This is a genomic window from Spirillospora sp. NPDC048819, from assembly GCF_040650055.1.
Taxonomy (GTDB): Bacteria; Actinomycetota; Actinomycetes; order Streptosporangiales; family Streptosporangiaceae; genus Spirillospora.
In genome coordinates, this window is sequence record NZ_JBEZGN010000001.1 from 541,280 (window position 1) to 563,056 (window position 21,777).

A 21,777-nucleotide genomic window follows, 5' to 3' on the forward strand; every position below is an offset into this window, starting at 1 on the left:
GTCCGCACGCAAACGAGAAGGGGCGGTTGTCGCTGTGACGGGGATGGGCGCGGCCCGCAAGGAGCGCAGGACGACGATCAAGGATGTCGCGGCGCGGGCCGGGGTGTCACCCTCGGCGGTGACGATTGCGCTGCACGACCGTCCGGGCGTCTCGGCGGCGACCAAGGAACGGATCCTCAAGGCGGCCCGCGACCTCGGCTGGCGTCCGAACCAGGCCGCCGCCGCACTGTCGGGCCACGCCGTCCACACGGTCGGGTTGTCCATCGCCCGCCCGGCCCGGCTGCTCGGCCTGGAACCGTTCTACATGGAGTTCATCTCCGGTATCGAGAGCGTCCTCGGGCACCACGACTGCTCGCTCCTGCTGCGGGTGACCGAGTCGGACAAGGAGATCGAGGTCCACAAGGAGTGGTGGCAGGGCGGCCGCATCAACGGCAGCATCCTCGTCGACCTCAAGGCGGACGACCCGCGCATCCCCGCGCTCGCCGGCATCGGCCTCCCCGCCGTCGTGGTCGGCCACCCCTCGCTGGCCGGCCCGTTCACCTCGGTGTGGACCGACGACGCGGCGGCCATCGGCGAGGCCGTCCGCTACCTGGTGGCGCTCGGCCACCGCCGCATCGGCCGGGTCAGCGGCCCGCCCGATCTCGGCCACTCCGTCATCCGCACGACGGCCTTCGAGGAACTGACCGCGGAACTCGGCGTCGAAGGACGCACCGCCGTGGCGGACTTCTCCGCCGACCAGGGCGGCCGCGCCTGCCGGAGCCTGCTGCTGGCACCGGACCGGCCCACCGCGATCATCTTCGACAACGACCTCATGGCCGTGGCCGCGCTCAGCGTCGCCGATGAGTTCGGCCTCTCGGTCCCCGAGGACCTGTCCCTCCTCGCCTGGGACGACTCCCAGCTCTGCCAGCTCACCCGCCCCACCCTGTCGGCCATGAGCCACGACATCCACGCCTTCGGCGCCGAGGTGACCCATGCCCTGTTCGACATCATGAACGGCGTGGAACATCCCTCCCACCCCGCACCGTCCCCGAGCCTGGTGCCCCGCGCATCGACTGCCCGCCCCCCGCATTCGACGGCGGCGATGTAGACCGGATCGGCGAGCCGACGACGCTCGTCCGGCCCACCGCCGACCCCGGGGCGGGTCGGCGGTGGGCGCTGGAGGGGCGGTCAGTCGGCGAAGGTGAACCAGTTGAGGTTGACGAAGTCGGCCGGTTGGCCGCTGCTGAAGGTGATGTAGACGGTGTGGGTGCCGGTCACCCCGGAGATGTTGGCGGGCACCGTCCGCCAGCTCTGCCAGCCGCCGGTGTTGGCGACGGCGAATTCGCCGATCACCGAGCCGGTCCGGCTGTCCAGCCGCACCTGCACCAGGCCGCTGACCCCGCCTGCCGCGCCCGAGGCGACCCTGGCGCGGAACTGCGTGGCCGGGGCGCCGCCGAATTCGACGCCGTCGTAGCGCAGCCAGTCGCCGTTAGTGATGAAGGCGACGTTCTGGCCGCCTCCGGTGTCGGTGGTGGTCTCGAGCTGCGTGCCCGACTGCGCCTGCCGGCTCTCCGCCTGGATGGTCGAGCGGGCGTCGACCTCGCCGCCCGTCGGGGGCGGGGTGTCGGAGTCGCCGCTCTGCCAGACCGCGACGTAGTCGACGATCATGGGGCGTCCCGAGACGGTGCTCGCGGTGGGCGTGGCCTGCCCGGCGACGCCGTTGGGGAACGCGCCGCCCATCGCCACGTTGAGCAGCAGGAAGTAGCCGCCGTGCCCGGTCATGTTCGCCCAGGTGGTGGCGTCGAGCTGGTTCTGGCTGACGCTGTGGAACTGCTGGCCGTCCACGTACCAGCGCAGCTGGTTGGGGCTGACGCTGCGGTCCCACTCGAAGCGGTAGGTGTGCATGCCCGCCTGACAGGACGTGCCGGGGCAGGCGCGGCTGGCGCCGAGCCCGGTCGTCTCGTTGCACGGGCCGCCGGGGCTTACGCCGCAGTGCAGGACGGCCCAGACCGAGTTGATCCCGTTGACGTTCTCCATGATGTCGAACTCGCCGATCGACGGCCAGTTCCAGTAGTTGCCCCGGTACGGGGAGCCCAGGGCCCAGAACGCGGGCCAGTAGCCCAGGGCCTGGGCGCCGGTGACGTTGGGCATCTGGATCCGTCCCTCGATGCGCAGGACGCGGCCGTCGGCGGGCTTGAAGTCGGCCCGCCGGGTCTCGATGCGGGCCGACGTCCACCCGCCCGAAGCCGTCTTGATCGGAGTGATGCGCAGGTTGCCGCTGCCGTCCAGGCTGACGTTGGCGGGGTCGGCGGTGTAGTTCTGGATCTCACCGGTGCCCCAGTTGCCCGGGCCTCCCGGGTACCCGTGTCCGGTATCGATGATCCAGTTCGCGGACGAGGGGAGCGAGCCGGCCGAGCCGTCGAAGTCGTCGCTCCAGACCTGGCTCCAGCCCGCCGGGGGCGGCGGGACGGACGCGCCGGCGGCCGGTGGCGTCACGGCGGCGGCGACCGCCACCGGAAGCGCGGCGGCGAGCACGGCGAGCACGGACCTGCGCCAGAGCCGGGGATGTCTCAGTGAGGTCATGGCGGGGGGCCTCCAGAGTGGGGGTGGGAGCAAGCGCGGGGTGCCTGCCCTCTGGTGGGGTCAATGTCACCCGGCCGGGGCGGTCCGTCAAGAGGCAAGAGAGCGCTCTCTCACCGCGCCCTTGTGCATAATGGTGCGTCTAGCAGCGGCTGCCAGCGGTTGTGGGTTCCTGAAGAAATCGCTCTCTTGCGAGAGACTGCTCGTAGGGTCGTCCCGAACGGGCCGAGGGTGACGGTGAGAGGGTCGGCATGAAACGTCCCACGCTGGAAGCCGTGGCGGCCAGGGCCGGGGTCTCCCGGGCCACGGTGTCGCGCGTGGTCAACGGGTCGGCCACCGTGAACCCGCAGATCCGCACGGTCGTCCTGCGCGCCGTCGAGGAACTCGGCTACATCCCCAACTCGGCGGCCCGCAGCCTGGTGACCCAGCGCACTGGATCGATCGGGCTGGTCGTCTCCGAACCGCTCGCCCGCGTTTTCTCCGACGACCCCTTCTTCTCTCTGGTCGTACGGACCGTGAGCCAGGAGCTGGAGGCCGCCGACAAACAGGTCGTGCTCATGATCCCCTCCTCACCGGCGGGCCAGGCGAGAGTCGAGCGGTACGTCGCGGGCCGCCATGTGGACGGGGTCATCCTGCTCTCCCAGCACGGCTCCGATCCCCTGCCCGCGGCCCTCCTGCGGACGGGCGTACCCGTGGTGTCGCACGGCCGGCCGGTGTCCGCGGCCAAGCCGCCGTACTGCGACGTCGACAACGTCGGGGGCGCGCGGGCCGCCGTGGAGCACCTTCTGGCCAGGGGCCGGCGGCGCATCGCCACCATCACCGGTCCGCTCGACATGTCAGCGGGGCTGGACCGGCTGGCCGGCTACCGCGAGATCCTCTCCGGAACCGGCCGCCGGTCCCTGGCCGCCATAGGGGACTTCACCCGCGAGTCGGGCGCGGCGGCGATGGACCAGCTCCTGGAGGACGACCCCGGTCTCGACGCGGTGTTCGCGGCGAGCGACCTGATGGCGACCGGCGCCTTGCACTCCCTGCGGAAGGCGGGTCGCCGGGTCCCCGACGACGTCGCCGTCGTCGGCTTCGACGACATCGATGCCGCTCGATACACCGATCCGCCGCTGACCACCGTCCGCCAGCCCATCGCGGAGGTCGCCCGGGCCGTCGTCCGGATCCTGCTCGCCGGGGTCGACGACCAGGCCGAGCCGGTGATCTTCCCCACCGAGCTCGTCGTCCGCGACTCCACCTGAGCCGGCCGCTCGTGGTCGTGCGCGCCGGGCCCGGGGCCACGGGGCCCGGAGTGCGGGTCAGCGCGGGAGCTGGCCGTCGTCCACCTTGACGACGGTGCCGGTGACGAACTCCGAGGCAGGTGAGACGAGGTAGAGCAGCGTGCTGTCCAGCTGCGCCGGGTCCCCCATCCGCTTGCGCGGGAACGCGCCGGTGAAGTCGCCCACCCGCTCGATCATGCCGTCCATCATCTCCGAGCTGAAGGTGCCCGGAGCGATCGCGTTCACGTTGATGTGGTTGCGCGCCCACTCCACCGCGAGCGCCTCGGTCATCCGGTTCAGCGCGGCCTTGGTGACCGAGTACAGCGCGGTGCCGCTGCCCGCCACGTGGAAGGCGCCCATCGAGGAGATGTTCACGATCCGGCCGGGCCTGCCCTCCTCGATCAGCCGGCGGCCCACCGCGGTCGCCAGCAGCCACGGGCCGCGCAGGTTCGTGCCGAGCACCGAGTCGAGCACGTCCACGCTCATCTTGTGGGCGAGCTTCGCGTCGGGGACGCCGGCGTTGTTGACCAGGATCGTGATCAGCCCGCACGCCTCCTCCGCGGCGGCCACCGCGGCCTTGATCGCCTCGGCGTCCCGCACGTCGAGGGGGACGGACACCGCCCGCCCGCCGTCCTCCTCGATCTCCTTGACCAGGGTCTCCAGCCGGTCGGCGCGCCGCCCCGCGACCGCCACGACGGCTCCCGCGGCCGCCAGCGTCTTGGCGAACCGGCGTCCCAGCCCCGACGTCGCCCCGGTCACCAGGGCGACCTCGCCGGACAGGTCGTGGGAGTTGTTGGGCAGCGGAAAGGACATCGGGTTCCCCCTTGGGCGTGTTCGCGGCGTGTCCGTTCGCCGTACCCAACACGCCCCGCCCCGGCCGCGCCAGTGGGCATCCCGATGAGCAGCACGGCCCGGCGCGGCACGGCCGTCGGCGTTCGACGCCTTCCGCCGGCCCTTTCAGCTCAGCACCAATAGAGGTTCGAGTTGGTGCGGGTCACGTTGCGGATGACGATGTTGCTGCCAGAGCAGGGACTCCACCTGATGTCGGTGTTCGCCACGTTCAGGTTCTGCAGGGTGATGTCGCGGGACGGCGGGAACTCGGAGCGCGCGGCGATCCGGACGTCGCCGCCGCCGTCGATCGTGCCCGACGTGCGGGCGATCGTCATGTTGTAGCAGTTCTCCAGCAGGACGGCGTTGTTGCCGGTGTAGGCGATGTCCACGTAGTCGATCACGGCGCCGCCGCTCTCGGAGACGCAGAAGATGCCGCGCCCGCCGCCGCGGGCCTTGACGCTTCCCACGTGGATGTTGGTGGGATACCCGTCTCCCACCCGGCCGTTGCGGTTCGCGAACCGCAGCGCGGCGTAACCGGTGCCGGTGCCGGCGCCGTCCGCGTCGACCCGGGTCACGGTGGCGTTGACGGTGTCGTTGAGCAGCAGGCCGGAGCCGCCGGTGTCGCGCGCGGTCACCCGGTTGATGGTGAGACCGTCCACACCGTAGGTCTCCACACCGTGGGTGCTGGTCCCGGAGACGTACACCTGGTCTATGCGGATGTTGCGGGAAGGCACGCTGCGGTCGCCGTGGTTGTCGACGCGGACGCCCAGGCCGCTGGAGAGGCGCATCTGAATGTCGCCGAGGACGACGTTCTCGACGTTCCGCATGAAGATCCCGTACAGGGGGCTTCCGGTGAGGTACAGGTAACCCACCTCGATGTCGCGCACACCGCGGGCGTAGATCGGCGCCTTGTCGCCGGAGCCCGAGCCGGTCACGTTGATGGTGCCGCAGATATCGATCCCCGTGTGGCTCCGCATCGAGATCCGTGAGTCCGCGCTCATCGAACCGTCGCCGCGCACCACCACCCACTCCTTGGAGGTGCGTCCCGAGGTGAGGCTGTCGATCGCGGCCTGGACGGCCGCCCGCATGTCGCCGCCGCTGTACACGGTCCGGCCGCCGTTGCGCGCGGTCCACGTGCCGCCGCTCCGCACCGCCTCCGCGTTGTAGGACGAGCGGTCACCGCAGGCGGCGGACGCGGGCGGCGCCGTCAGCCCCACCGCCGCGCCCGAAGCGATCAACACGGCGGCGAACACGACGGCTCGGGCGCTCCGGCGACGTGCCGCCGGGGTGGGGGTCTTCATGGCACTCACCTTGCCTCTAGATCGGAAAGCGCTTTCCAGGCAACCAAGGCGATGCGCCGCCGACAAGGGCCCTTTCACGGGTTTCGCGGTGTCGATCAGGCGCCGGTCAGCGCGGCACGCCACCGGCCGGCCGGCTTGAGAAGCAGGTCAGAAGGGGAATTCGCGGTCCTGGTCGCGGACGGTCGTCCACTGGAGGTCGCAGAACTCCTCGGCCGCGAACCCCAACCCGAATCGCCCCCACCCCGAGTCCTTGACGCCGCCGAACGGCATCTGGGGCTCGTCGTTGACGGGCTGGTCGTTGACGTGGACGATGCCGACGTCGAGCGCCGAGGCCAGGCGGAGGCCGCGCCGGACGTCGCCGGTGATCACGGACGCGACGAGGCCGAAGTCCGAGGCGTTGGCGCGGACGACGGCCTCCTCGGCCGAGTCGACCGTCTCCAGAATGACGACGGGGCCGAACGTCTCGCCCTGCGCGATCTCGGCCTCGTCGGGCACGTCGGCGAGCACCGTCGCCGGGTAGCACGGCGGCTCGGGGACGCCGCCGGCCAGGACGCGGACGCCGAGACCGACCGCCTCCTTGACGCGGCGGTCGAGGAGGGCCAGGGCCCACTCGTTGATCACCGGGCCCACGACGGTGGCCGGGTCGGACGGGTCGCCCGTCGGAAGCGCCGCCGCCCTGGCCGCGAACCGCTCGGCGAACTTTTCGGCCAGCGGGCGTTCGACGTAGATGCGCCTGGCGCACATGCACACCTGCCCCTGGTGCACGAACGCACCGTAGGTGGCGGCGTTCACGGCGTAGTCGAGGTCGGCGTCGCCCGCGACGATGAGCGGGTTCTGGCCGCTGAGCTGCAGCACCACCCGCTTCAGGTGCCGTCCGGCCTTCTCGGCGAGGCGGCGGCCGGTCGGCGTGGAGCCGGTGAAGTTGATCCGTTTGACCAGCGGACTGGCGAGCAGCGCGTCGCCGATGCCGCCCGCCTCGCCGGGAGCGTGGGTGACGACGTTGAGCACCCCGGCGGGCAGGCCTGCCTCGTGGAGGATCTCCGCCCAGAGCGCGCCCCCCGTGTACGGGGAGTCCTCGGACGGTTTCAGCACCACGGTGTTGCCGAGCGCGAGCGGCCCGACGATCGCCCGTCCCGCGAGGGTCAGCGAGGCGTTCCACGGCGCGATCGCCGCGACCACGCCCACGGGACGCCGTACGGCCATCGCCCTGGTGCCCTCGACGTCCGACGGCAGCAGCTCACCCGCCGGCATGTAGGCCAGGTGGGCGGCCTGGCGGAGCAGCTTGATCGCGAAGCCGAGCTGCACGCCGCCGAAGACGCGGCCGCAGCCGGTCTCCGCGGCGAGGGCGCCGAGCACCTCGTCGCCGCGACGCTCCAGGATGTCGGCCGCGCGCAGGAAGACCGACTGGCGCCGGTGCGGCAGCGACCGCGACCAGCCTTCGAACGCCGCGTGGGCCGCGGCGACGGCCCGGTCGGCGTCCTCGATGTCGCCGGCGGCGACCTCGCTGAGCGTCTCGCCGGACCACGGGGAGCGGTTCAGGTACGAGCGCCCGGAGGCGGACTCCACCCATTCGCCGCCGATGAAGTGCCCGACGCGCGGCTTGCGCCAGCCGTTCCCGGTGGGCTCAGCTTCAGCCATGGGGGTTGGTTCTCCTCGCTCGCGTCGTCTGCTGCCGCCTAGAAGACTGCCATCAGGACGCTGTGGTCAAAAACGTTCGAATGCCTAGAACCACGAGGCCGTATTCTGACCGTCGTGGCTGACAACGACTCCCCCCGCCGTCGTACCCGCACGGCGGTCGACTCCTCCTTCTCCGCTTCGCTGGAGCGCGGGCTGCGCATCCTGTCCGCCTTCACCGGCGACCGCTCGGTGCTGGGGATCGCCGACCTGTCGCGCGCCGCCGGGCTCACCAAGAGCACGACGCACCGCTACGTCGCCACGCTGACCAAGCTCGAGTACCTCCAGCAGGACCCGGAGACCAAGAAGTACTTCCTCGGCCCCCGCGCGGTGGGCCTCGGGTTCGCGGCGATCGACTCCATGGAGGTGACGAACGTGGCCGGTCCCCTGCTCCAGGCGCTGGCCGACGAGACCGGCTACACGGCCAGCATGGGGCTGAGCGACGGTCCCGACGTCGTCTACGTGGACCGCAGGCGCAGCGGGCGGCGCAGCGCGCTGACCATGGACCTCAACCTGAACGTGGGGTCGCGGCTGCCGGCCTACTGCACGTCGATGGGGAAGGTGCTGCTGGCGCACAAGGACGCGGCGTCGCTGCGGCAGATCCTCGACCGCACCGACATGGCCCGCCGGGGCCCGAAGACGATCACCAACCGCGAGCAGCTCACCGCGGCGCTCGCCAGGGTCCGCCAGAGCGGCGTGGCGGTCAACGACGAGGAGCTCGCGCCGGGGCTGCGGTCGTTCGCGGCGCCGGTGCGCGACCGCTCCGGCGGGGTCGTCGCGGCGGTCAACGTCGCCGTCCACCTGACGGTCGCGCCCGCCTCGGTCGAGGCGCTGGCGGGACGCGTCGAGCCACCGCTGCGGCGCACCGCCGCCGAGATCTCCAAGCGGCTGGGCTACCGGCCCCAGCTCTAGCAGTGTTCCAACTGCGAAAGTCGTGTTCGAACCACCAGAACGACCTGTTGCTCCGCTGGTGACCGGCTCGTACGGTCACGTCAACTTTCCGCCATCCGGGCGCGGCGACAAGGAGCTGGCGTGAGCGAGATCTCGACGGGCGGACTGAACCGCCGTTCCTTCCTCAGGACGGCCGCCATCCTCGGCGGCACGTCCGTGGCCAGCGCGTGCGGCGGGCTGAAGGGCACCGGCGGCTCCTCATCGGACGTCCTCAAGATCGGCTACGTCAGCCCGCAGACGGGCCCGCTGGCCGGGTTCGCCACCGGCGACAACTTCGTGGTCAAGCAGATCCAGGAAGCGCTCCGCAACGGCTTCACCTCCGGGGGCAAGAAGCGCCAGATCGAGATCGTCGTCAAGGACACGCAGTCCGACCCGAACCGCGCCACCGAGGTCACCCGGCAGCTCATCAACAGCGACAAGGTCGACCTCATCGTCGGCTCCTCCACGCCGGACACCACCAACCCGGTCGCCGACCAGTGCGAGGCCAACGGCATCCCGAACGTCACCACGATCGCCCCCTGGGAGGCGTGGTTCCACGGCCGGGGCGGCAAGGACGGCGAGGGCTTCAAGTACACGACGCTGTTCTTCTTCGGCATGAAGGAGTTCGCCGAGTGCTTCTTCCCCATGTGGGAGCGCATGGACGTCGCCAACAAGAACGTCGCGGCGCTGTGGCCCAACGACACCGACGCCAACGCCTTCCGCAAGGGCCTCGGCCCCATGATGAAGCAGGCCGGCTACACCCCGGTCGACGGCGGCGCGTACCAGAACGGCGCGACCGACTTCACCGCGCAGATCGCGAAGTTCAAGGAGTCGGAGGCCGAGCTGTTCACCTGCACGCCGATCCCGCCGGACTTCCAGACCTTCTGGAAGCAGGCTCAGCAGCAGGGGTTCAAGCCGAAGCTGGCCACGGTCGCCAAGGTGATGCTCTTCCCGTCCGAGGCCGAGGCGCTCGGCGGGCTGACGAACAACATCGCGACCGACTTCTGGTGGAGCCCGGCGCACCCGTACAAGTCCGTCCTGGACGGCCGGAGCGCCAAGCAGCTCGCCGACGACTTCGCCGCCGACACCGGCAACCAGTGGACCCAGGCGCTCGGCTCGGTGTACTCGCTGTTCGAGATCGCGGTCCAGGCGTTCAAGGACGCGAGCGACCCGAAGGACCGCGACGAGGTGGCCTCGAAGCTGCGCACCATGAAGATCGACTGCATGAGCGGGAAGCTGGACTTCACCGCCGGCCCGCAGCCCGGCATCGCGATCCAGCGCCCGGTCGGCGGTCAGTGGCGCAAGGGCGACAAGTTCCCCTGGGACGTCGTCATCGTGGACAACTCGGCGAACAAGGACGTCCCCGTCGGCGGCGACCTGAAGCCCACCAACGCCTGATGGCGCAGCGCCCGATGACCCAACGCACGATGACGGAGCCGCTGCTGCATCTCGACGGCATCACCAAGAGCTTCGGCAGGGTGACCGTCGCCAGGGATCTGACGCTCCGCGTCCGGCCGGGTGAGGCGCTCGGGATCGTGGGGCCGAACGGCGCCGGCAAGTCCAGCCTGTTCGCGATGATCTCGGGTGACCTCCGCCCCGACGGCGGCGCGGTGTGGCTCGACGGGCGGGAGATCACCGACGTCCCGCCGCACGCCCGCACCCGGGCCGGCGTCGGGCGCACCTACCAGGTGCCCAGGCCGTTCGAGCACCTGACCGCGTTCGAGAACGTCCTGGTCTGCGCCCACCAGGGCGCGGCGCTCAAGGGCCGGCAGGCGCAGGCCCACGCCATGGAGGTGCTGGAGCGCATCGGTCTCGCCGACCTCGCGAACACCCCCGGCGGGCGGCTCACCCTGCTCCAGCGCAAGCGCCTGGAGGTCGCCCGCGCCGTGGCCACGTCCCCGCGGCTGCTGCTGCTGGACGAGGTCGCCGGCGGGCTGACCGAGCCGGAGGTCCTGGAGCTCGTCGCGGTCATCAAGGACCTGCACGCCGGCGGCCTCGGCGTCGTCTGGATCGAGCACGTCGTCCACGCCCTGGTCAAGACCGTGGGCCGGATGGTCTGCCTGGCCGGTGGCGACCTGGTCGCCGACGGCGAGCCGATGGCGGTGCTGGCCGACCCGCGGGTGCGCGAGCTCTACCTGGGCGGCGGCCCGGAGGCCGGCCTGCCCGAAGCGGAGCCGTCCGGGGAAGAGCCGTCCGGGGAAGGGGGCGAGGAGACGTGACGCTGCTGTCGATCCGCGACGTCACCGTGCACCACGGCCAACTGCGCGCGGTGGACGGGCTCAGCCTGGACGTCGAGAAGGGCGAGGTGGTGGCGATCATCGGGGCCAACGGCGCGGGCAAGTCCACGCTGCTGCGCGCCCTCGCCGGCCAGAACCTCCCGACCTCGGGCTCCATCCACCTCAACGGCCGCGACATCACGCGCCTGCCCGCCTACAAGCGGGTGTCGGAGGGCATCGCCCTGGTGCCGGAGGGCCGGCGGCTGTTCCGCTCCCTCACCGTCGAGGAGAACCTGCTGGCGGGCGCGTACCGCAAACGCCCCGGGCCGTGGACGGTCGCCGCCGTCCACGAGCTGTTCCCGTGGACGGCCGACCGCCGCGGGCAGAACGCCTCCCAGCTGTCGGGCGGCGAGCAGCAGGCCGTGGCCATCGGCCGGGCACTGCTGTCCAACCCCGACCTGCTGCTCATCGACGAGCTCTCGCTGGGTCTCGCGCCGGTCATCGTCCGCCGGATCTACGAGGTCCTGCCGGTGATCGTGGGCGCGGGCACCACGGCGTTGATCGTCGAGCAGGACGTCTCGCAGGCGATGCGGGTCGCCGACCAGGTGCACTGCCTGCTCGAAGGCCGGTCGGTGCTCCAGGGCCGGCCCGGAGACCTGACGGCGGAGCAGGTCGAGCACGCCTACTTCGGCATCGGCGCCGAACCCGGCGCCGGCCCGGTCTCCGGCGGGGGGACGACCCCCGGCGCCTCGCGGAACGGCTCCGACTCCGATGCGGCGCTCACGCGCCGGGAAGGAAACGACTGACGTGGGCTGGCTCAACGCCGTCATCCAAGGGGTGCTGCTCGGCGGCCTCTACGCGCTGTTCGCGGCGGGGCTGTCGGTGATGTTCGGCGTCATGCGGATCATCAACCTGGCGCACGGCGACCTCTCCGTGGTCGCGGCGTTCCTGGCGCTGGCCATGGTCAGCGGGACCGGGCTGCCGCTGTGGATCGTGCTCGTGGTGACCGTCCCGCTGTTCGCGCTGCTCGGCTACCTGACGCAGCGGGTGCTGCTGCAGCGCAGCCTCGGCGCGGGGCCGCTGGCCACGCTGCTCGTCACCTTCGGGCTGTCGATCGTGCTGCAGAACGTGCTGCTGGAGATCTTCTCCGCCGACACCCGCACCCTCGACGGCGGCGCCTTCGCCACCGGCTCCTTCCAGGTCACCGGGTCGATCTCGCTCGGCTACCTGTCGGTCGTCACGTTCCTGCTGGCCTGCGCCGCGCTGATCGGCATCCAGTTCTTCCTGTCCCGCACCGGCCTCGGGCGGATGCTGCGCGCCTCGTCCGACGACCGCGAGACCGCGAGCCTGATGGGCGCCGACAGCAGGCACGTGTACGGCATCGCGACCGCCATCGCGTTCGCGACCGTCGCGCTCGCCGGCCTGATGTTCGCCGTCCGCTCCTCGTTCGACCCCTCCATCGGCCCCTCGCGGCTGATCTTCGCCTTCGAGGCGGTCGTCATCGGCGGGCTCGGATCCCTGTGGGGGACGCTGCTCGGCGGCATGGTCCTCGGCATCACGCAGTCGCTGGGCGCGCAGATCGATCCCGCGCTGACCATGCTCGCCGGCCACCTCGTCTTCCTCGCCGTGCTGGCCTTCCGGCCGCAGGGCCTGCTCACGGGACGGACCGCATGACGATCTCGGAGATGGTGACCGCCCGCGCGGCCGGCGCCCTGCGGGTGGACAGGGCGGCGCGGTCCTCGAAGCTGTCGGCCGCCGTCATGACCGCCGCCGCCGTGCTGCTCGTGGCCCTGCCCTTCCTCGTGTTCAGCTCGGTCACCGACACGATGGTCAACCTGTTCGTGCTGATCGCGCTGGCGAGCATGTGGAACCTGCTCGCGGGCTTCGGCGGCCTGGTCTCGGTGGGGCAGCAGGCCTACATCGGCATCGGCGCCTACAGCGTGATCGCCCTCGCCGACCTGGGGGTGCAGCCCTACCTCGCGGTCCCGCTGGCGGCGTTCACGTGCACGGTCTTCGCCGTGCCCACCTCGTGGCTGGCGTTCCGGCTGCGCGGCGACTACTTCGCCGTCGGGACGTGGGTGATCGCCGAGGTGTACCGGCTGCTGGTGGTGCGGATCGACAGCGTCGGCGGCGGCAGCGGGAAGGGGCTGACCGGGCTGTCGGGCATCGACCAGACGCTGCGCGGGGCGCTGACGTACTGGGTGGCGCTCGCGCTGGCGCTGTCCACCATCGCCGGCTGCTACCTGCTGCTGCGCGGCCGGCTCGGCCTGTCGCTCATGGCGGTGCGCGACGAGGAGACCGCGGCCGGCTCGGCGGGGATCGACGTGCGGCGCGCCAAGCTGCTGGTCTACCTCGTCTCGGCGGCCGGGTGCGGCGCGGCCGGGGGCGTGATCACGGTGAGCTCGCTCAGCGTGAACCCGGACTCGATCTTCAGCGTGCAGTGGTCGGCGTACATGATCTTCATTGTGGTGATCGGCGGCATCGGGTTCGTCGAGGGCCCGCTGCTCGGCGCGGTCGTCTTCTTCGGGCTGCAGCAGCTGCTCGCCGACTACGGCTCCTGGTATCTCGTCCTCCTGGGCGCCGTCGGCATCGCGGTGGCGCTCTGGCTGCCGGGCGGGCTGTGGGGCATGGTCCGCGGCAGGACGGGGCTCAGCCTGTTCCCCGTCGGCTACCACGTGCGGAGACCCGATGTCGCTGAGTGAATCGGCCGCGGCCATCGCCGCCGGCCGTTTGTCGCCGGTCGACCTGACCGAGCGGATGCTGGCCGGGATCGAGGCCACCGAGCCGCACCTGAACGCCTACGCCACGGTCATGGCCGGCGAGGCCCGCGCCCAGGCCGCCGAGCTGGCGCGGGGCGTACGGCGCGGCCCGCTGCACGGCGTCCCCGTCGGAGTCAAGGACCTGATCGACACGGCGGGCGTCCGCACCGCCTACGGGTCGCCCCGGTTCGCCGATCACGTACCGGAGCGGGACGCGGCCGCCGTGCGGCTCCTGAAGGACGCGGGCGCCGTGATCATCGGCAAGCACACCACCCATGAGCTGGCGTGGGGCGGGCGCACCGACAGCCCGTTCTTCGGCCCCACCCACAACCCGTACCGGCGGGGGCACGTCCCCGGCGGCTCGTCCGGCGGGTCGGCGGCCTCCGTCGTCGCCGGCACCTGCCTCGGAGCGGTCGGCTCGGACACCGCCGGCAGCGTGCGCATCCCCGCCGCGCTCAGCGGCTGCGTCGGGTACAAGCCGACCCGCGGCAGCATCCCGCTCGACGGGGTGCTGCCGCTGGCCCCGTCCCTGGACCATCTCGGCGTGCTGGCGGGCACGGTCGACGACGCCGCGCTGCTCATGTCCGCGTTCGCCGCGCCGGCGACGCCGCCCGGCGATGCGGCGGGCCCGCGCGGGACGCCCCGGGTGGGCTGGCTCGGCGGCTGGTTCGACGCGGTGCTGGCCCCCGAGGTGCGCTCGGCCCTCGCGGCCACGCGCGCCCGGCTCGAAGAGCACGGCGTACAGGTCGAGGACGTCGTCGTCCCCGGCGAACCGCGCATGCCGGAGGCGGTGCTGGGCAGGATCCTCGCCGAGGCGGGCGCGTTCCACCGGCGCGCGTTCGAGCGGGACCCCGGCATGTTCGGGCCCGACCTCGCCGAGCTGATGCGCATGGCGCCGCGCACCGCCGAGCAGGCCGGGCGGGACGAGGCGGCGATCAGCCGGATGGTGGCCTTCGTGGAGCACGCACTCGGCACCTACGACGTGCTGGCCGGTGCCACGGTGCCGATCGTGGCACCGCCGATCGGCGCGATGACCGTCGCGGTCGCGGGCCGGGAGTGGCCCGTCGAGTTCGTGCTGACCCGGCTGACCTCGCTGTTCAACGCCGCCGGGCTGCCCGCGGTCTCGGTGCCGGTGGCCCTGGCGGGCGGGCTGCCCGTCGGGCTGCAGCTCGCCGGGGCCGCCGGAGCCGACGACGTCGTCCTCGACGCGGCCCGCCTCGCCGAGCGCCTGAGCCCGCGGCTGCCACGCCCGGACTTCAACAAGGGGAGGGATCAGTCATGAGAGTCACCGCAGCCGTCGTCGACGAACTCGGCGGCCCGTTCCGCGTCGAGGAACTCGACCTCGACGAGCCCGGTCCCGGCGAGGCCCTGGTACGGGTCGTCGCCTCGGGCATCTGCCATACCGACGAGATCACCCGCCACGGCGACCTGCCGATGCCGTTCCCGAACGTGCTCGGCCACGAGGGCGCGGGCGTGGTCGAGTCCGTGGGCGAGGGGGTGACCGGTGTGCGGCCGGGCGACCACGTCGTCATCGGGTGGCCGTCCTGCGGGACGTGCCGCAACTGCCGCGACGGCGAGCCGCGTTACTGCGCCCGGCTCGGCGAGGCGGTGGCCGGGGGCGGGCGGCTGCTCGGCCCCCGCGCCGGGCAGAGCGCGCTGCGCCGCGTCGGCGGCTCGCCGGTGCACAGCCACTTTTTCGGCCAGTCCTCGTTCTCGACGTACGCGCTGACCTGGGCGGACGCTCTGGTCGTGGTGCCCCGGGAGGCGCCGCTGGAGCTGCTCGGCCCGCTGGCGTGCGGGATCTCCACCGGGGCCGGGGCCGTGTTCAACACCCTGAAGCCCCGCGCTGGGGCGAGCCTCGTCGTGTACGGCGTCGGCGCGGTCGGCCTGTCCGCCGTCATGGCGGCCCGCCTGTCGCCCGCCACCACGATCATCGCCGTGGACCGGCACGCGTCCCGGCTCGCCCTGGCCGCCGAGTTCGGCGCCACGCACACGATCAACTCCGATGAGACCGACCCGGTCGCCGAGGTGCGCCGCGTCTGCGACGGCCCCGCCGACCACGCGCTGGAGTGCACCGGCGTGATCAGCGTGCTGCGGCAGGCCGCCGAGAGCGTCGGCATGCTCGGCACCTGCGTGCTCATCGGCGGCGCGCCCGCCGGCGCCGAGTTCACCCTCGACCATCTCGACACGCTGTGGGGCAAGCACGTCGTCGGCACGCTCGGCGGCAGCGGACGCAGCCAGGTCCTGATCGGCGCGCTGGTCGAACTGCACCGCCAGGGCCGCTTCCCGTTCGACCGGCTGGTGCGCTTCTATGACCTGGCCGACATCGACCGGGCGCTCGACGACAGCAAGCGCGGCGAGGTGCTCAAACCCGTACTGCGCATGAGCCACTGAAACGACAGGGAGAAGGAGGAACCGCCGTGGGACTGCTCGACAGCGTCGACTGGCAGGGGAACATCTTCAAGAACGGCGAGTGGACGGCGGGGCACGGCGGCGACTACGCCGTGGTCGAGCCCGCCACCGGCGCCGAACTCGGCCGGATGGGGCGGCCGACCCCCGAGGACGTCGCCGAGGCCGCCGCGAGCGCCGCCGAGGCGCAGCGGGAGTGGGCCGCCCTGCCGCACACGGCCCGCGCCGCCGTCCTGCGCAGGGCCGGTGACCTGTGGCAGGCGCACGCCGAGGAGATCAGCGGCTGGAACGTCCGCGAGGTCGGCACGGTCCCCGGCATGGCCGGGTTCGCCCTGCACGTCGCGGCCGAGGAGTGCTACGGGGCGGCCGGGCTGCCCGCCCAGGCGATCGGCGAGATACTGCCGTCGGAGGAGCCGCGGCTGTCCCTGGCGCGCCGCATGCCGGCCGGCGTGGTCGCGGTGATCTCGCCGTTCAACGTGCCCATCATCCTCGGCATCCGCTCGGTCGCCCCGGCGCTCGCGCTCGGCAACGCCGTCCTCCTCAAGCCCGACCCGCGCACCGCGGTCACCGGCGGCACCCTGATGGCCCGGGTGTTCGAGGAGGCCGGGCTGCCGCCGGGCGTCCTGCAGATGCTGCCCGGCGGCTCGGACGTCGGCGAGGCGCTGATCAGCGACCCGCACGTGCGGGTCATCTCCTTCACCGGCTCCACCCCGGTCGGCCGCCGCATCGGTGAGCTGGCCGGCCGGCACCTCAAGCGCGCCCACCTGGAACTCGGCGGCAACTCCGCGCTGCTGATCCTGGACGACGCCGACGTGGACGCGGCGGTGAACCTCGCCACCTGGGGCTCGTTCTTCCACCAGGGCCAGATCTGCATGACCGCCGGCCGCCACCTGGTCGCCGACCGCCTCTACGACGACTTCGTCGAACGCCTCGCCGCCAAGGCCGGCGCGCTCGCCGTCGGCGACCCGGCCGCCGGCGAGGTCGCGCTCGGCCCCGTCATCGACGCCGGCCAGCGCGACAAGATCCACGGCATGGTCACCGCGAGCGTCGACCAGGGCGCGGCGCTGGCCTCCGGCGGGACCTACGAGAAGCTCTTCTACCGGCCCACGGTCCTGGCCGACATCCCGTTGACCGCGCCCGCGTTCGCCGAGGAGGTCTTCGGCCCGGTCGCCCCGGTCACACGCGTGTCGTCGGTCTCCCAGGCGGTGGAACTGGCAACCGAGGGCGAGTACGGCCTGGCGCTCGGCATCGTGACCAAGGACGCGATGCGCGGCCTCGCCGTCGCCGAGCAGATCCCGACGGGGATCGTCCACATCAACGACCAGACCGTCAACGACGAGGCCAACGCCCCGTTCGGCGGCGTGCGCGCCTCCGGCACCGGTTCCCGCTTCGGCGGCGCCAGGGCGAACATCGAGGCGTTCACCGAGACCCGCTGGATCACCATGCGCGGCGAGCCCCCGCAGTACCCGCTCTGACCACCGGCATCGCAGCGCGGGCGCGGCCTTCCGGCCGCGCCCGCGCTGACATCGGCACATGCCGGCGCGCCCGCTGCGACGTACCCTGTCCGGAGCACCGCCGAGGGAGAGACCGGGACATGAGCGAGGACCATGGCCTCACGCCCCTGCGCTACGACCAGAAGGGCCTGCGAGGGAAACTCGCCCGAATCCTCGTTCAGGAACCCACCGATGAAATCGATTGGCCCGCCGCCCTTCCGCCCGGAATCGAAACGGTCGTCATCACGGATGACGAACCGAACCCGCATCACACATTGCGTGTTCACCCGCCGGACGACCCCGCGCGCACGGCCTTGGTAGTGTTCGACCAGTTGGCGCTCTGCGAGGATCCCCCGGAGGCGTGAGAACGTTGGACCCGAGACGCATCGCGCTCAACCGGCGGCACAGCCTGGAGATGGGTTCGCTGTTCGCGAAGTTCCTCGATGCCCATCCAGACGTCGAATCCGAAGTCGACGACGCCGAGATGACCGAAGAGCAAGAGGCCGCTTGGACGGCCTACAGCGCCGAACTTCTCCGCCTGCATCAGGCCGAGCGCTCCGCACTCGCGGACATCCTCGAAGCCGAACAATCCTCCCGCCCAAACTGACCGGCAGCGAAACGCGTCGACCACGTCATGGCACAGTGAGCGCTCCTCCAGGCCCGCGCGCCCTTCTTCATCAAGATGTGACGTGACCGGGGGCACCCCCGACTTACGATCTTGGTTCGACTCACTCACGCATTTCCCGGAAGGGTGTGGATCATGTATCGCTTAAGTGGATGGAGGGTCGCCCTGGTCGCGTTGGCCGCCGCTCTGCTCGGGGCCTTCGGCCTCGCGGCACCGGCCGTCGCCGACGTGCCCCAAGCCCCTTGCGGCCCGTGGCTCCAGGCGCTCGATCTCCCGGACGGGAAAGTCCATTCGGGCGGCGAGGCGCAGGGCGTCGTGAAGGTGAGCTGTTCTTCCCCCATTCCGCTCACCGTGACGATGACGTCCGCGGACGCGTCCTGGGTGAGCGTGCCGGCCACGGTCGTGGTCCCGGCCGGGGCGACCGAAGCGGCCTTTCCCATTCAGACGCACCAGCCCGACTACATCTACGGGGACTTCAGCGTCTCCCTGACAGCGGAATTGCGGGGACGGACGCTGACCGAACCGCTCGCACTGCAACCGGGGCTGAGGTTCGTCGACTTCGGCGGCGTTTCGTCGATCGTCAGCGGTGACGACCCCTCGATCACCGTCGGCCTCAACGGCACGGCCCCCGCGGGCGGGATGGTCGTCTCGCTGGAAAGCGACCACCCGGCGCTGGAGGTTCCCGCGAGCATCACGATTCCAGGGGGTGCCCTCGGAATGGGGGTCCCGAGCTCAGAGGTGAAGAGCACGCGCATTCCCGTGGATGCGGACGTCACCGTGACGGCCAAGCTTCCAGGGCAGAGCCTCAGCAACGTCATCAGGCTTCTCGCGTGGAACTACGAACCCGGCGACTGGGGCTTCACCGGACCGGCCGAGACGTACGGCGGGTCGAATTACACCATGACCCTGAACCTGCCGAACCCCGTGCCGCACGGTGGCATCAGGGTCATTTTCAGCTCTGACAACCCGAAGCTCAGCTCTCTACCCCAGCCGAGGGAATTCATGGAAGGGACCACCGGAACGTTTCAGGTCCAGTTCTCGATGCCGCCCGATATCGACGGCGACGTCACCCTCACGGCGACCATCGAGGGTGTGGAAAGCCGGAGCCATACCGTCCGCGTGCACCCCGGCCTCACCGGACTCGACATCGAGCCATCGTTCATTACCGGCGGGCAGCCGTTCGTGGGCACGGTCCGTCTCGGCACGGCCACGAGCGTGCCTGTCACCATCCAGCTCGACAGCAGCAACCCGGTCGTCCAAGTCCCGGCCGAGGTGACCATTCCGGCAGGCCAGTCCTCGGTGTCCTTCCAGGGCACCACGTCTCCGGTGGACGGTTTCACCGACTCCACCATCACGGCCCGCCCCCCGAGCGGCGCGACCTGGGAAACCAACGTCTACGTGGTTCCCGGGACCTAGCAGCCGCCGTTTCCCCTTCCCGGCTTGGCCCCGGGCCCTCCTTCATTCGAGGGTTCCGGGGCCGGGCATGGGAGGTGTGGCCGCAGCGGGCGGAGCCGCTTGACCACCGGTCCGCGACGATCCGTTGATCGTCAGGTACTTGGGGCGGTTCTCGCTGGTCGTGGAGTGGGTCAGGCTGGGGTTCGGGGGCGGGTGGTGGGTGGGGTGAAGGTGCAGGGTAGGCGCTTGTAGCCGTTGATGAAGCCGGACATGAGCCGGTCGGGCTCACCGGCGGTGATGTCGGGCAGGCGGGTGAACAGCTCGCGGAACATCACGGTGATCTCTCGCCGGGCCAGGTTGGCGCCCAGGCAGAAGTGCGGGCCGGGACCGCCGAACCCGACGTGCGGGTTCGGTGAGCGCGTGATGTCGAAGCGCTCGGGTTCGGTGAAGACCGACTCGTCCCGGTTGGCGGACCAGTAGAACAGCGTCACCCTGTCGCCCTTGCGGTAGGCGTGGCCGTTCAGCTCGTAGTCGCGGGTGACGTTGCGGCGCATGAAGATGACGGGGCTGCTGAAGCGGACGATCTCCTCGACGGCCCCGGCGATGCGTCCGTCGAAGTCGGCCAGCAGCAGTTCGCGCTGGTCGGGATGTTCGGTGAACAGTTTCAGGCCGTGCGCGATCGCGTTGCGCGTGGTCTCGTTCCCGGCCACCACCAGCAGCAGGAAGAACGCGGCGAACTCGCGCGGGCTCAGGCGTTCGCCGTCGACGTTGGCGTTCACCAGCGCGGAGGTCAGGTCGTCCGTGGGCGCGCCCTTGCGTTCCCGTCCGAGCTGGAAGGCCAGCCGGTGCAGCCGCCATCCCGCCGACGCCACGGTGCCCAGCATGCGGAGCGTGGCGAGCCGGCCCAGTTTCGCGGCGCCGCCGCTGTACTCGACGGTGGCGCCCACGTATTCGGGGTCGCTGTAGCCGACGATGATGTTGGTCAGCTCCACCACCCGGCGGTGATGCCGAGTGGGAATGCCCAGCATGTCGCAGATGACCTCGACCGGCAGCCGCGCCGCGGCCTGGGACACGAAGTCGCCTCCGCCGGCCTCGATCAGCTCGTCCACGATCCGAGTGGCCCGGTGGGCGATGTCGTCCTCGGCCTTGGCGAGCATCTTCGGGCTGAACGCCCGGGACACGATCCGGCGGATCTTGGCGTGCCGCGGATCGTCCATGTCGATCATCGAGTTGAAGTACTTGTCCATCCAGCGCGGCATGTCGGCCGGGCTGGTGGCGCTGGGCTCGCTGCTGAACACCTCCGGGTGGCGGCTGGCCTCCGTCACCTCGGCATGGTGGGTCAGCGCCCAGGACCCCGGGCTCTGCGGGAGGAAGGGCAGCTTGGGCAGGGTGTTGAACGCCGGCCCCGGCTGCGCGCGCAGCACCGCGAACGCCTCCGCCCGCTCCTTCAGGGGACGGGCCCAGAACCGCAGATCGCTCAGGTCGATGTCCGCCGGCGTCAACTGCGAGGGATTCTCCGTGGTCACCGGACCTCACGCTCCCGTCTCGTCGCGACCCTTTCTGGTGAAGCGTCACACCAGAAATATGTGGTGTTCAGCGTCCCCAGATCTTCGGGCGAAGTCAAGGGATGCGGCACAATCGGGGCTGTGACGTCCGATCCCGCTCGCGCGCGCCCCTACCGCGGCGTGCCCGCCGACCAGCGCCGGGCCCGCCGCCGCGCCGCGCTGCTGGCGGCCGGGCTGGAGCTCCTCGGCACCCGGGGGTGGGCCGCCACGACCGTCCGGAAGGTCTGCGCCGAGGCCGGGCTCAACGACCGCTACTTCTACGAGAACTTCCCGGACCGGGACGCCCTGCTCCTTGCGATCATCGACGACCAGGTCGCCCGGGGCACCGACGTGATCCTGTCCGCCGCCCGCCGGGCCCCCCGCCACCCGCAGGACCGCACCCGCGCCGTGGTCACCGCCGTGCTCGACTTCCTGACCGGCGACCCGCGCCGCGCCCACATCCTCACCCACGCGTTCCCCGCCTCACCCCTGCTCCAGCGGCGCCGCGTCGAGATCATCCGGACCCTCGCCGCGATCTTCGCCGCCCAGACCCACGAGACCCTGGACCAGGTGCTCGTCCCCGACATCGACGTGGAACTGACCGGCCTGACCCTCACGGCCGGCCTCTGGGAGCTGTTCACCACCTGGTTCCGCGGAGACCTGGGCATCGAACGCGACCACCTGGTCGATTACACGGTCGCCTTGATCCTCAGCACCACCGAGCTGGCCATGCCCCTCCACCACCGCCTCCGCTAGGCGGCCGGGCCCGGCCCGGTCCG

General features: G+C 71.5%; 20 protein-coding genes. 15 read left to right on the top strand and 5 right to left on the bottom strand.

Features of this window, described 5'->3' with window-relative positions; genetic code table 11:
- Positions 1 to 43: 43 nt before the first annotated feature.
- Positions 44 to 1,087 (top strand): LacI family DNA-binding transcriptional regulator, encoded by a 1,044-nt coding sequence (locus AB0C35_RS02595; protein WP_358449865.1) that lies wholly within the window; start codon positions 44 to 46, stop codon positions 1,085 to 1,087.
- Between the two features lie 80 nt (positions 1,088 to 1,167).
- Here AB0C35_RS02595 and AB0C35_RS02600 read toward each other — a convergent pair whose 3' ends face one another.
- Positions 1,168 to 2,562 carry a glycoside hydrolase family 16 protein gene (locus tag AB0C35_RS02600; protein WP_358449633.1) on the bottom strand — a complete coding sequence of 465 codons (1,395 nt, stop codon included), beginning with the start codon at positions 2,560 to 2,562 and terminating at the stop codon, positions 1,168 to 1,170.
- 248 nt (positions 2,563 to 2,810) lie between these two features.
- Between AB0C35_RS02600 and AB0C35_RS02605 the strand changes: the two genes are divergently transcribed.
- Positions 2,811 to 3,803 (top strand): LacI family DNA-binding transcriptional regulator, encoded by a 993-nt coding sequence (locus tag AB0C35_RS02605; protein WP_358449635.1) that lies wholly within the window; start codon positions 2,811 to 2,813, stop codon positions 3,801 to 3,803.
- 57 nt (positions 3,804 to 3,860) lie between these two features.
- Here the strand turns inward: AB0C35_RS02605 and AB0C35_RS02610 are convergent, their stop codons facing one another.
- The 3 genes from AB0C35_RS02610 to AB0C35_RS02620 all read right to left on the bottom strand — a co-directional run bounded on the left by AB0C35_RS02610 (position 3,861) and on the right by AB0C35_RS02620 (position 7,591).
- Positions 3,861 to 4,634 carry an SDR family oxidoreductase gene (locus AB0C35_RS02610; RefSeq protein WP_358449637.1) on the bottom strand — a complete coding sequence of 258 codons (774 nt, stop codon included), beginning with the start codon at positions 4,632 to 4,634 and terminating at the stop codon, positions 3,861 to 3,863.
- Positions 4,635 to 4,783: 149 nt separating this feature from the next.
- Positions 4,784 to 5,953 carry a hypothetical protein gene (locus AB0C35_RS02615; protein ID WP_358449639.1) on the bottom strand — a complete coding sequence of 390 codons (1,170 nt, stop codon included), beginning with the start codon at positions 5,951 to 5,953 and terminating at the stop codon, positions 4,784 to 4,786.
- A gap of 147 nt (positions 5,954 to 6,100) precedes the next feature.
- Positions 6,101 to 7,591: an aldehyde dehydrogenase family protein gene (locus AB0C35_RS02620; protein ID WP_358449641.1), complete on the bottom strand. Its 1,491-nt coding sequence runs from the start codon at positions 7,589 to 7,591 to the stop codon at positions 6,101 to 6,103.
- A 114-nt stretch (positions 7,592 to 7,705) separates the two neighbouring features.
- Between AB0C35_RS02620 and AB0C35_RS02625 the strand changes: the two genes are divergently transcribed.
- The 12 genes from AB0C35_RS02625 to AB0C35_RS02680 all read left to right on the top strand — a co-directional run bounded on the left by AB0C35_RS02625 (position 7,706) and on the right by AB0C35_RS02680 (position 19,475).
- Complete coding sequence (locus AB0C35_RS02625) at positions 7,706 to 8,539, top strand: IclR family transcriptional regulator (RefSeq protein WP_358449643.1); 834 nt, start codon at positions 7,706 to 7,708, stop codon at positions 8,537 to 8,539.
- Between the two features lie 120 nt (positions 8,540 to 8,659).
- On the top strand, positions 8,660 to 9,955 hold the full coding sequence (locus AB0C35_RS02630; RefSeq protein WP_358449645.1) for an ABC transporter substrate-binding protein: 1,296 nt from the start codon (positions 8,660 to 8,662) through the stop codon (positions 9,953 to 9,955).
- Positions 9,956 to 9,984: 29 nt separating this feature from the next.
- Entirely contained in the window at positions 9,985 to 10,776 is a 792-nt protein-coding gene (locus AB0C35_RS02635) for an ABC transporter ATP-binding protein (RefSeq protein WP_358449647.1), read from the top strand.
- Positions 10,773 to 11,579: an ABC transporter ATP-binding protein gene (locus tag AB0C35_RS02640; protein ID WP_358449649.1), complete on the top strand. Its 807-nt coding sequence runs from the start codon at positions 10,773 to 10,775 to the stop codon at positions 11,577 to 11,579. Before AB0C35_RS02635 ends, AB0C35_RS02640 begins: the two co-directional genes overlap by 4 nt.
- Position 11,580: 1 nt before the next feature.
- Positions 11,581 to 12,447, top strand: coding sequence for a branched-chain amino acid ABC transporter permease (locus AB0C35_RS02645; protein ID WP_358449651.1), 867 nt, complete (start codon positions 11,581 to 11,583; stop codon positions 12,445 to 12,447).
- Positions 12,444 to 13,475 carry a branched-chain amino acid ABC transporter permease gene (locus AB0C35_RS02650; RefSeq protein WP_358449653.1) on the top strand — a complete coding sequence of 344 codons (1,032 nt, stop codon included), beginning with the start codon at positions 12,444 to 12,446 and terminating at the stop codon, positions 13,473 to 13,475. Before AB0C35_RS02645 ends, AB0C35_RS02650 begins: the two co-directional genes overlap by 4 nt.
- Positions 13,462 to 14,814 carry an amidase gene (locus tag AB0C35_RS02655; protein WP_358449655.1) on the top strand — a complete coding sequence of 451 codons (1,353 nt, stop codon included), beginning with the start codon at positions 13,462 to 13,464 and terminating at the stop codon, positions 14,812 to 14,814. Before AB0C35_RS02650 ends, AB0C35_RS02655 begins: the two co-directional genes overlap by 14 nt.
- Positions 14,811 to 15,926, top strand: a complete 1,116-nt coding sequence (locus AB0C35_RS02660; protein WP_358449657.1) for an NAD(P)-dependent alcohol dehydrogenase — start codon at positions 14,811 to 14,813, stop codon at positions 15,924 to 15,926. The genes AB0C35_RS02655 and AB0C35_RS02660 overlap by 4 nt, the downstream gene beginning before the upstream one ends.
- Positions 15,927 to 15,988: 62 nt before the next feature.
- The gene (locus tag AB0C35_RS02665) at positions 15,989 to 17,416 is read left to right on the top strand and encodes a benzaldehyde dehydrogenase (RefSeq protein ID WP_358449867.1); all 1,428 of its coding nucleotides are present in this window, start codon (positions 15,989 to 15,991) and stop codon (positions 17,414 to 17,416) included.
- Between the two features lie 119 nt (positions 17,417 to 17,535).
- A complete protein-coding gene (locus AB0C35_RS02670) occupies positions 17,536 to 17,799 on the top strand; it encodes a hypothetical protein (protein WP_358449659.1) in 264 nt (87 codons plus the stop codon).
- A gap of 5 nt (positions 17,800 to 17,804) precedes the next feature.
- On the top strand, positions 17,805 to 18,041 hold the full coding sequence (locus AB0C35_RS02675; RefSeq protein ID WP_358449661.1) for a hypothetical protein: 237 nt from the start codon (positions 17,805 to 17,807) through the stop codon (positions 18,039 to 18,041).
- Positions 18,042 to 18,233: 192 nt separating this feature from the next.
- The gene (locus AB0C35_RS02680; RefSeq protein ID WP_358449663.1) at positions 18,234 to 19,475 is read left to right on the top strand and encodes a hypothetical protein; all 1,242 of its coding nucleotides are present in this window, start codon (positions 18,234 to 18,236) and stop codon (positions 19,473 to 19,475) included.
- A gap of 170 nt (positions 19,476 to 19,645) precedes the next feature.
- Here the strand turns inward: AB0C35_RS02680 and AB0C35_RS02685 are convergent, their stop codons facing one another.
- A complete protein-coding gene (locus AB0C35_RS02685; protein WP_358449665.1) occupies positions 19,646 to 20,980 on the bottom strand; it encodes a cytochrome P450 in 1,335 nt (444 codons plus the stop codon).
- 120 nt (positions 20,981 to 21,100) lie between these two features.
- On the opposite strand from AB0C35_RS02685, the gene AB0C35_RS02690 reads away from it, so the two are divergent.
- Positions 21,101 to 21,754, top strand: coding sequence for a TetR/AcrR family transcriptional regulator (locus tag AB0C35_RS02690; RefSeq protein WP_358449667.1), 654 nt, complete (start codon positions 21,101 to 21,103; stop codon positions 21,752 to 21,754).
- The last annotated feature ends 23 nt before the right edge of the window (positions 21,755 to 21,777 follow it).

Coding starts and splice junctions, on each gene's coding strand:
- AB0C35_RS02595 (WP_358449865.1), top strand. CDS start 44: ATGGGCGCGGCCCGCAAGGAGCGCAGGACGACGATCAAGGATGTCGCG.
- AB0C35_RS02600 (WP_358449633.1), bottom strand. CDS start 2,562: ATGACCTCACTGAGACATCCCCGGCTCTGGCGCAGGTCCGTGCTCGCC.
- AB0C35_RS02605 (WP_358449635.1), top strand. CDS start 2,811: ATGAAACGTCCCACGCTGGAAGCCGTGGCGGCCAGGGCCGGGGTCTCC.
- AB0C35_RS02610 (WP_358449637.1), bottom strand. CDS start 4,634: ATGTCCTTTCCGCTGCCCAACAACTCCCACGACCTGTCCGGCGAGGTC.
- AB0C35_RS02615 (WP_358449639.1), bottom strand. CDS start 5,953: ATGAAGACCCCCACCCCGGCGGCACGTCGCCGGAGCGCCCGAGCCGTC.
- AB0C35_RS02620 (WP_358449641.1), bottom strand. CDS start 7,591: ATGGCTGAAGCTGAGCCCACCGGGAACGGCTGGCGCAAGCCGCGCGTC.
- AB0C35_RS02635 (WP_358449647.1), top strand. CDS start 9,985: ATGACGGAGCCGCTGCTGCATCTCGACGGCATCACCAAGAGCTTCGGC.
- AB0C35_RS02650 (WP_358449653.1), top strand. CDS start 12,444: ATGACGATCTCGGAGATGGTGACCGCCCGCGCGGCCGGCGCCCTGCGG.
- AB0C35_RS02655 (WP_358449655.1), top strand. CDS start 13,462: ATGTCGCTGAGTGAATCGGCCGCGGCCATCGCCGCCGGCCGTTTGTCG.
- AB0C35_RS02660 (WP_358449657.1), top strand. CDS start 14,811: ATGAGAGTCACCGCAGCCGTCGTCGACGAACTCGGCGGCCCGTTCCGC.
- AB0C35_RS02670 (WP_358449659.1), top strand. CDS start 17,536: ATGAGCGAGGACCATGGCCTCACGCCCCTGCGCTACGACCAGAAGGGC.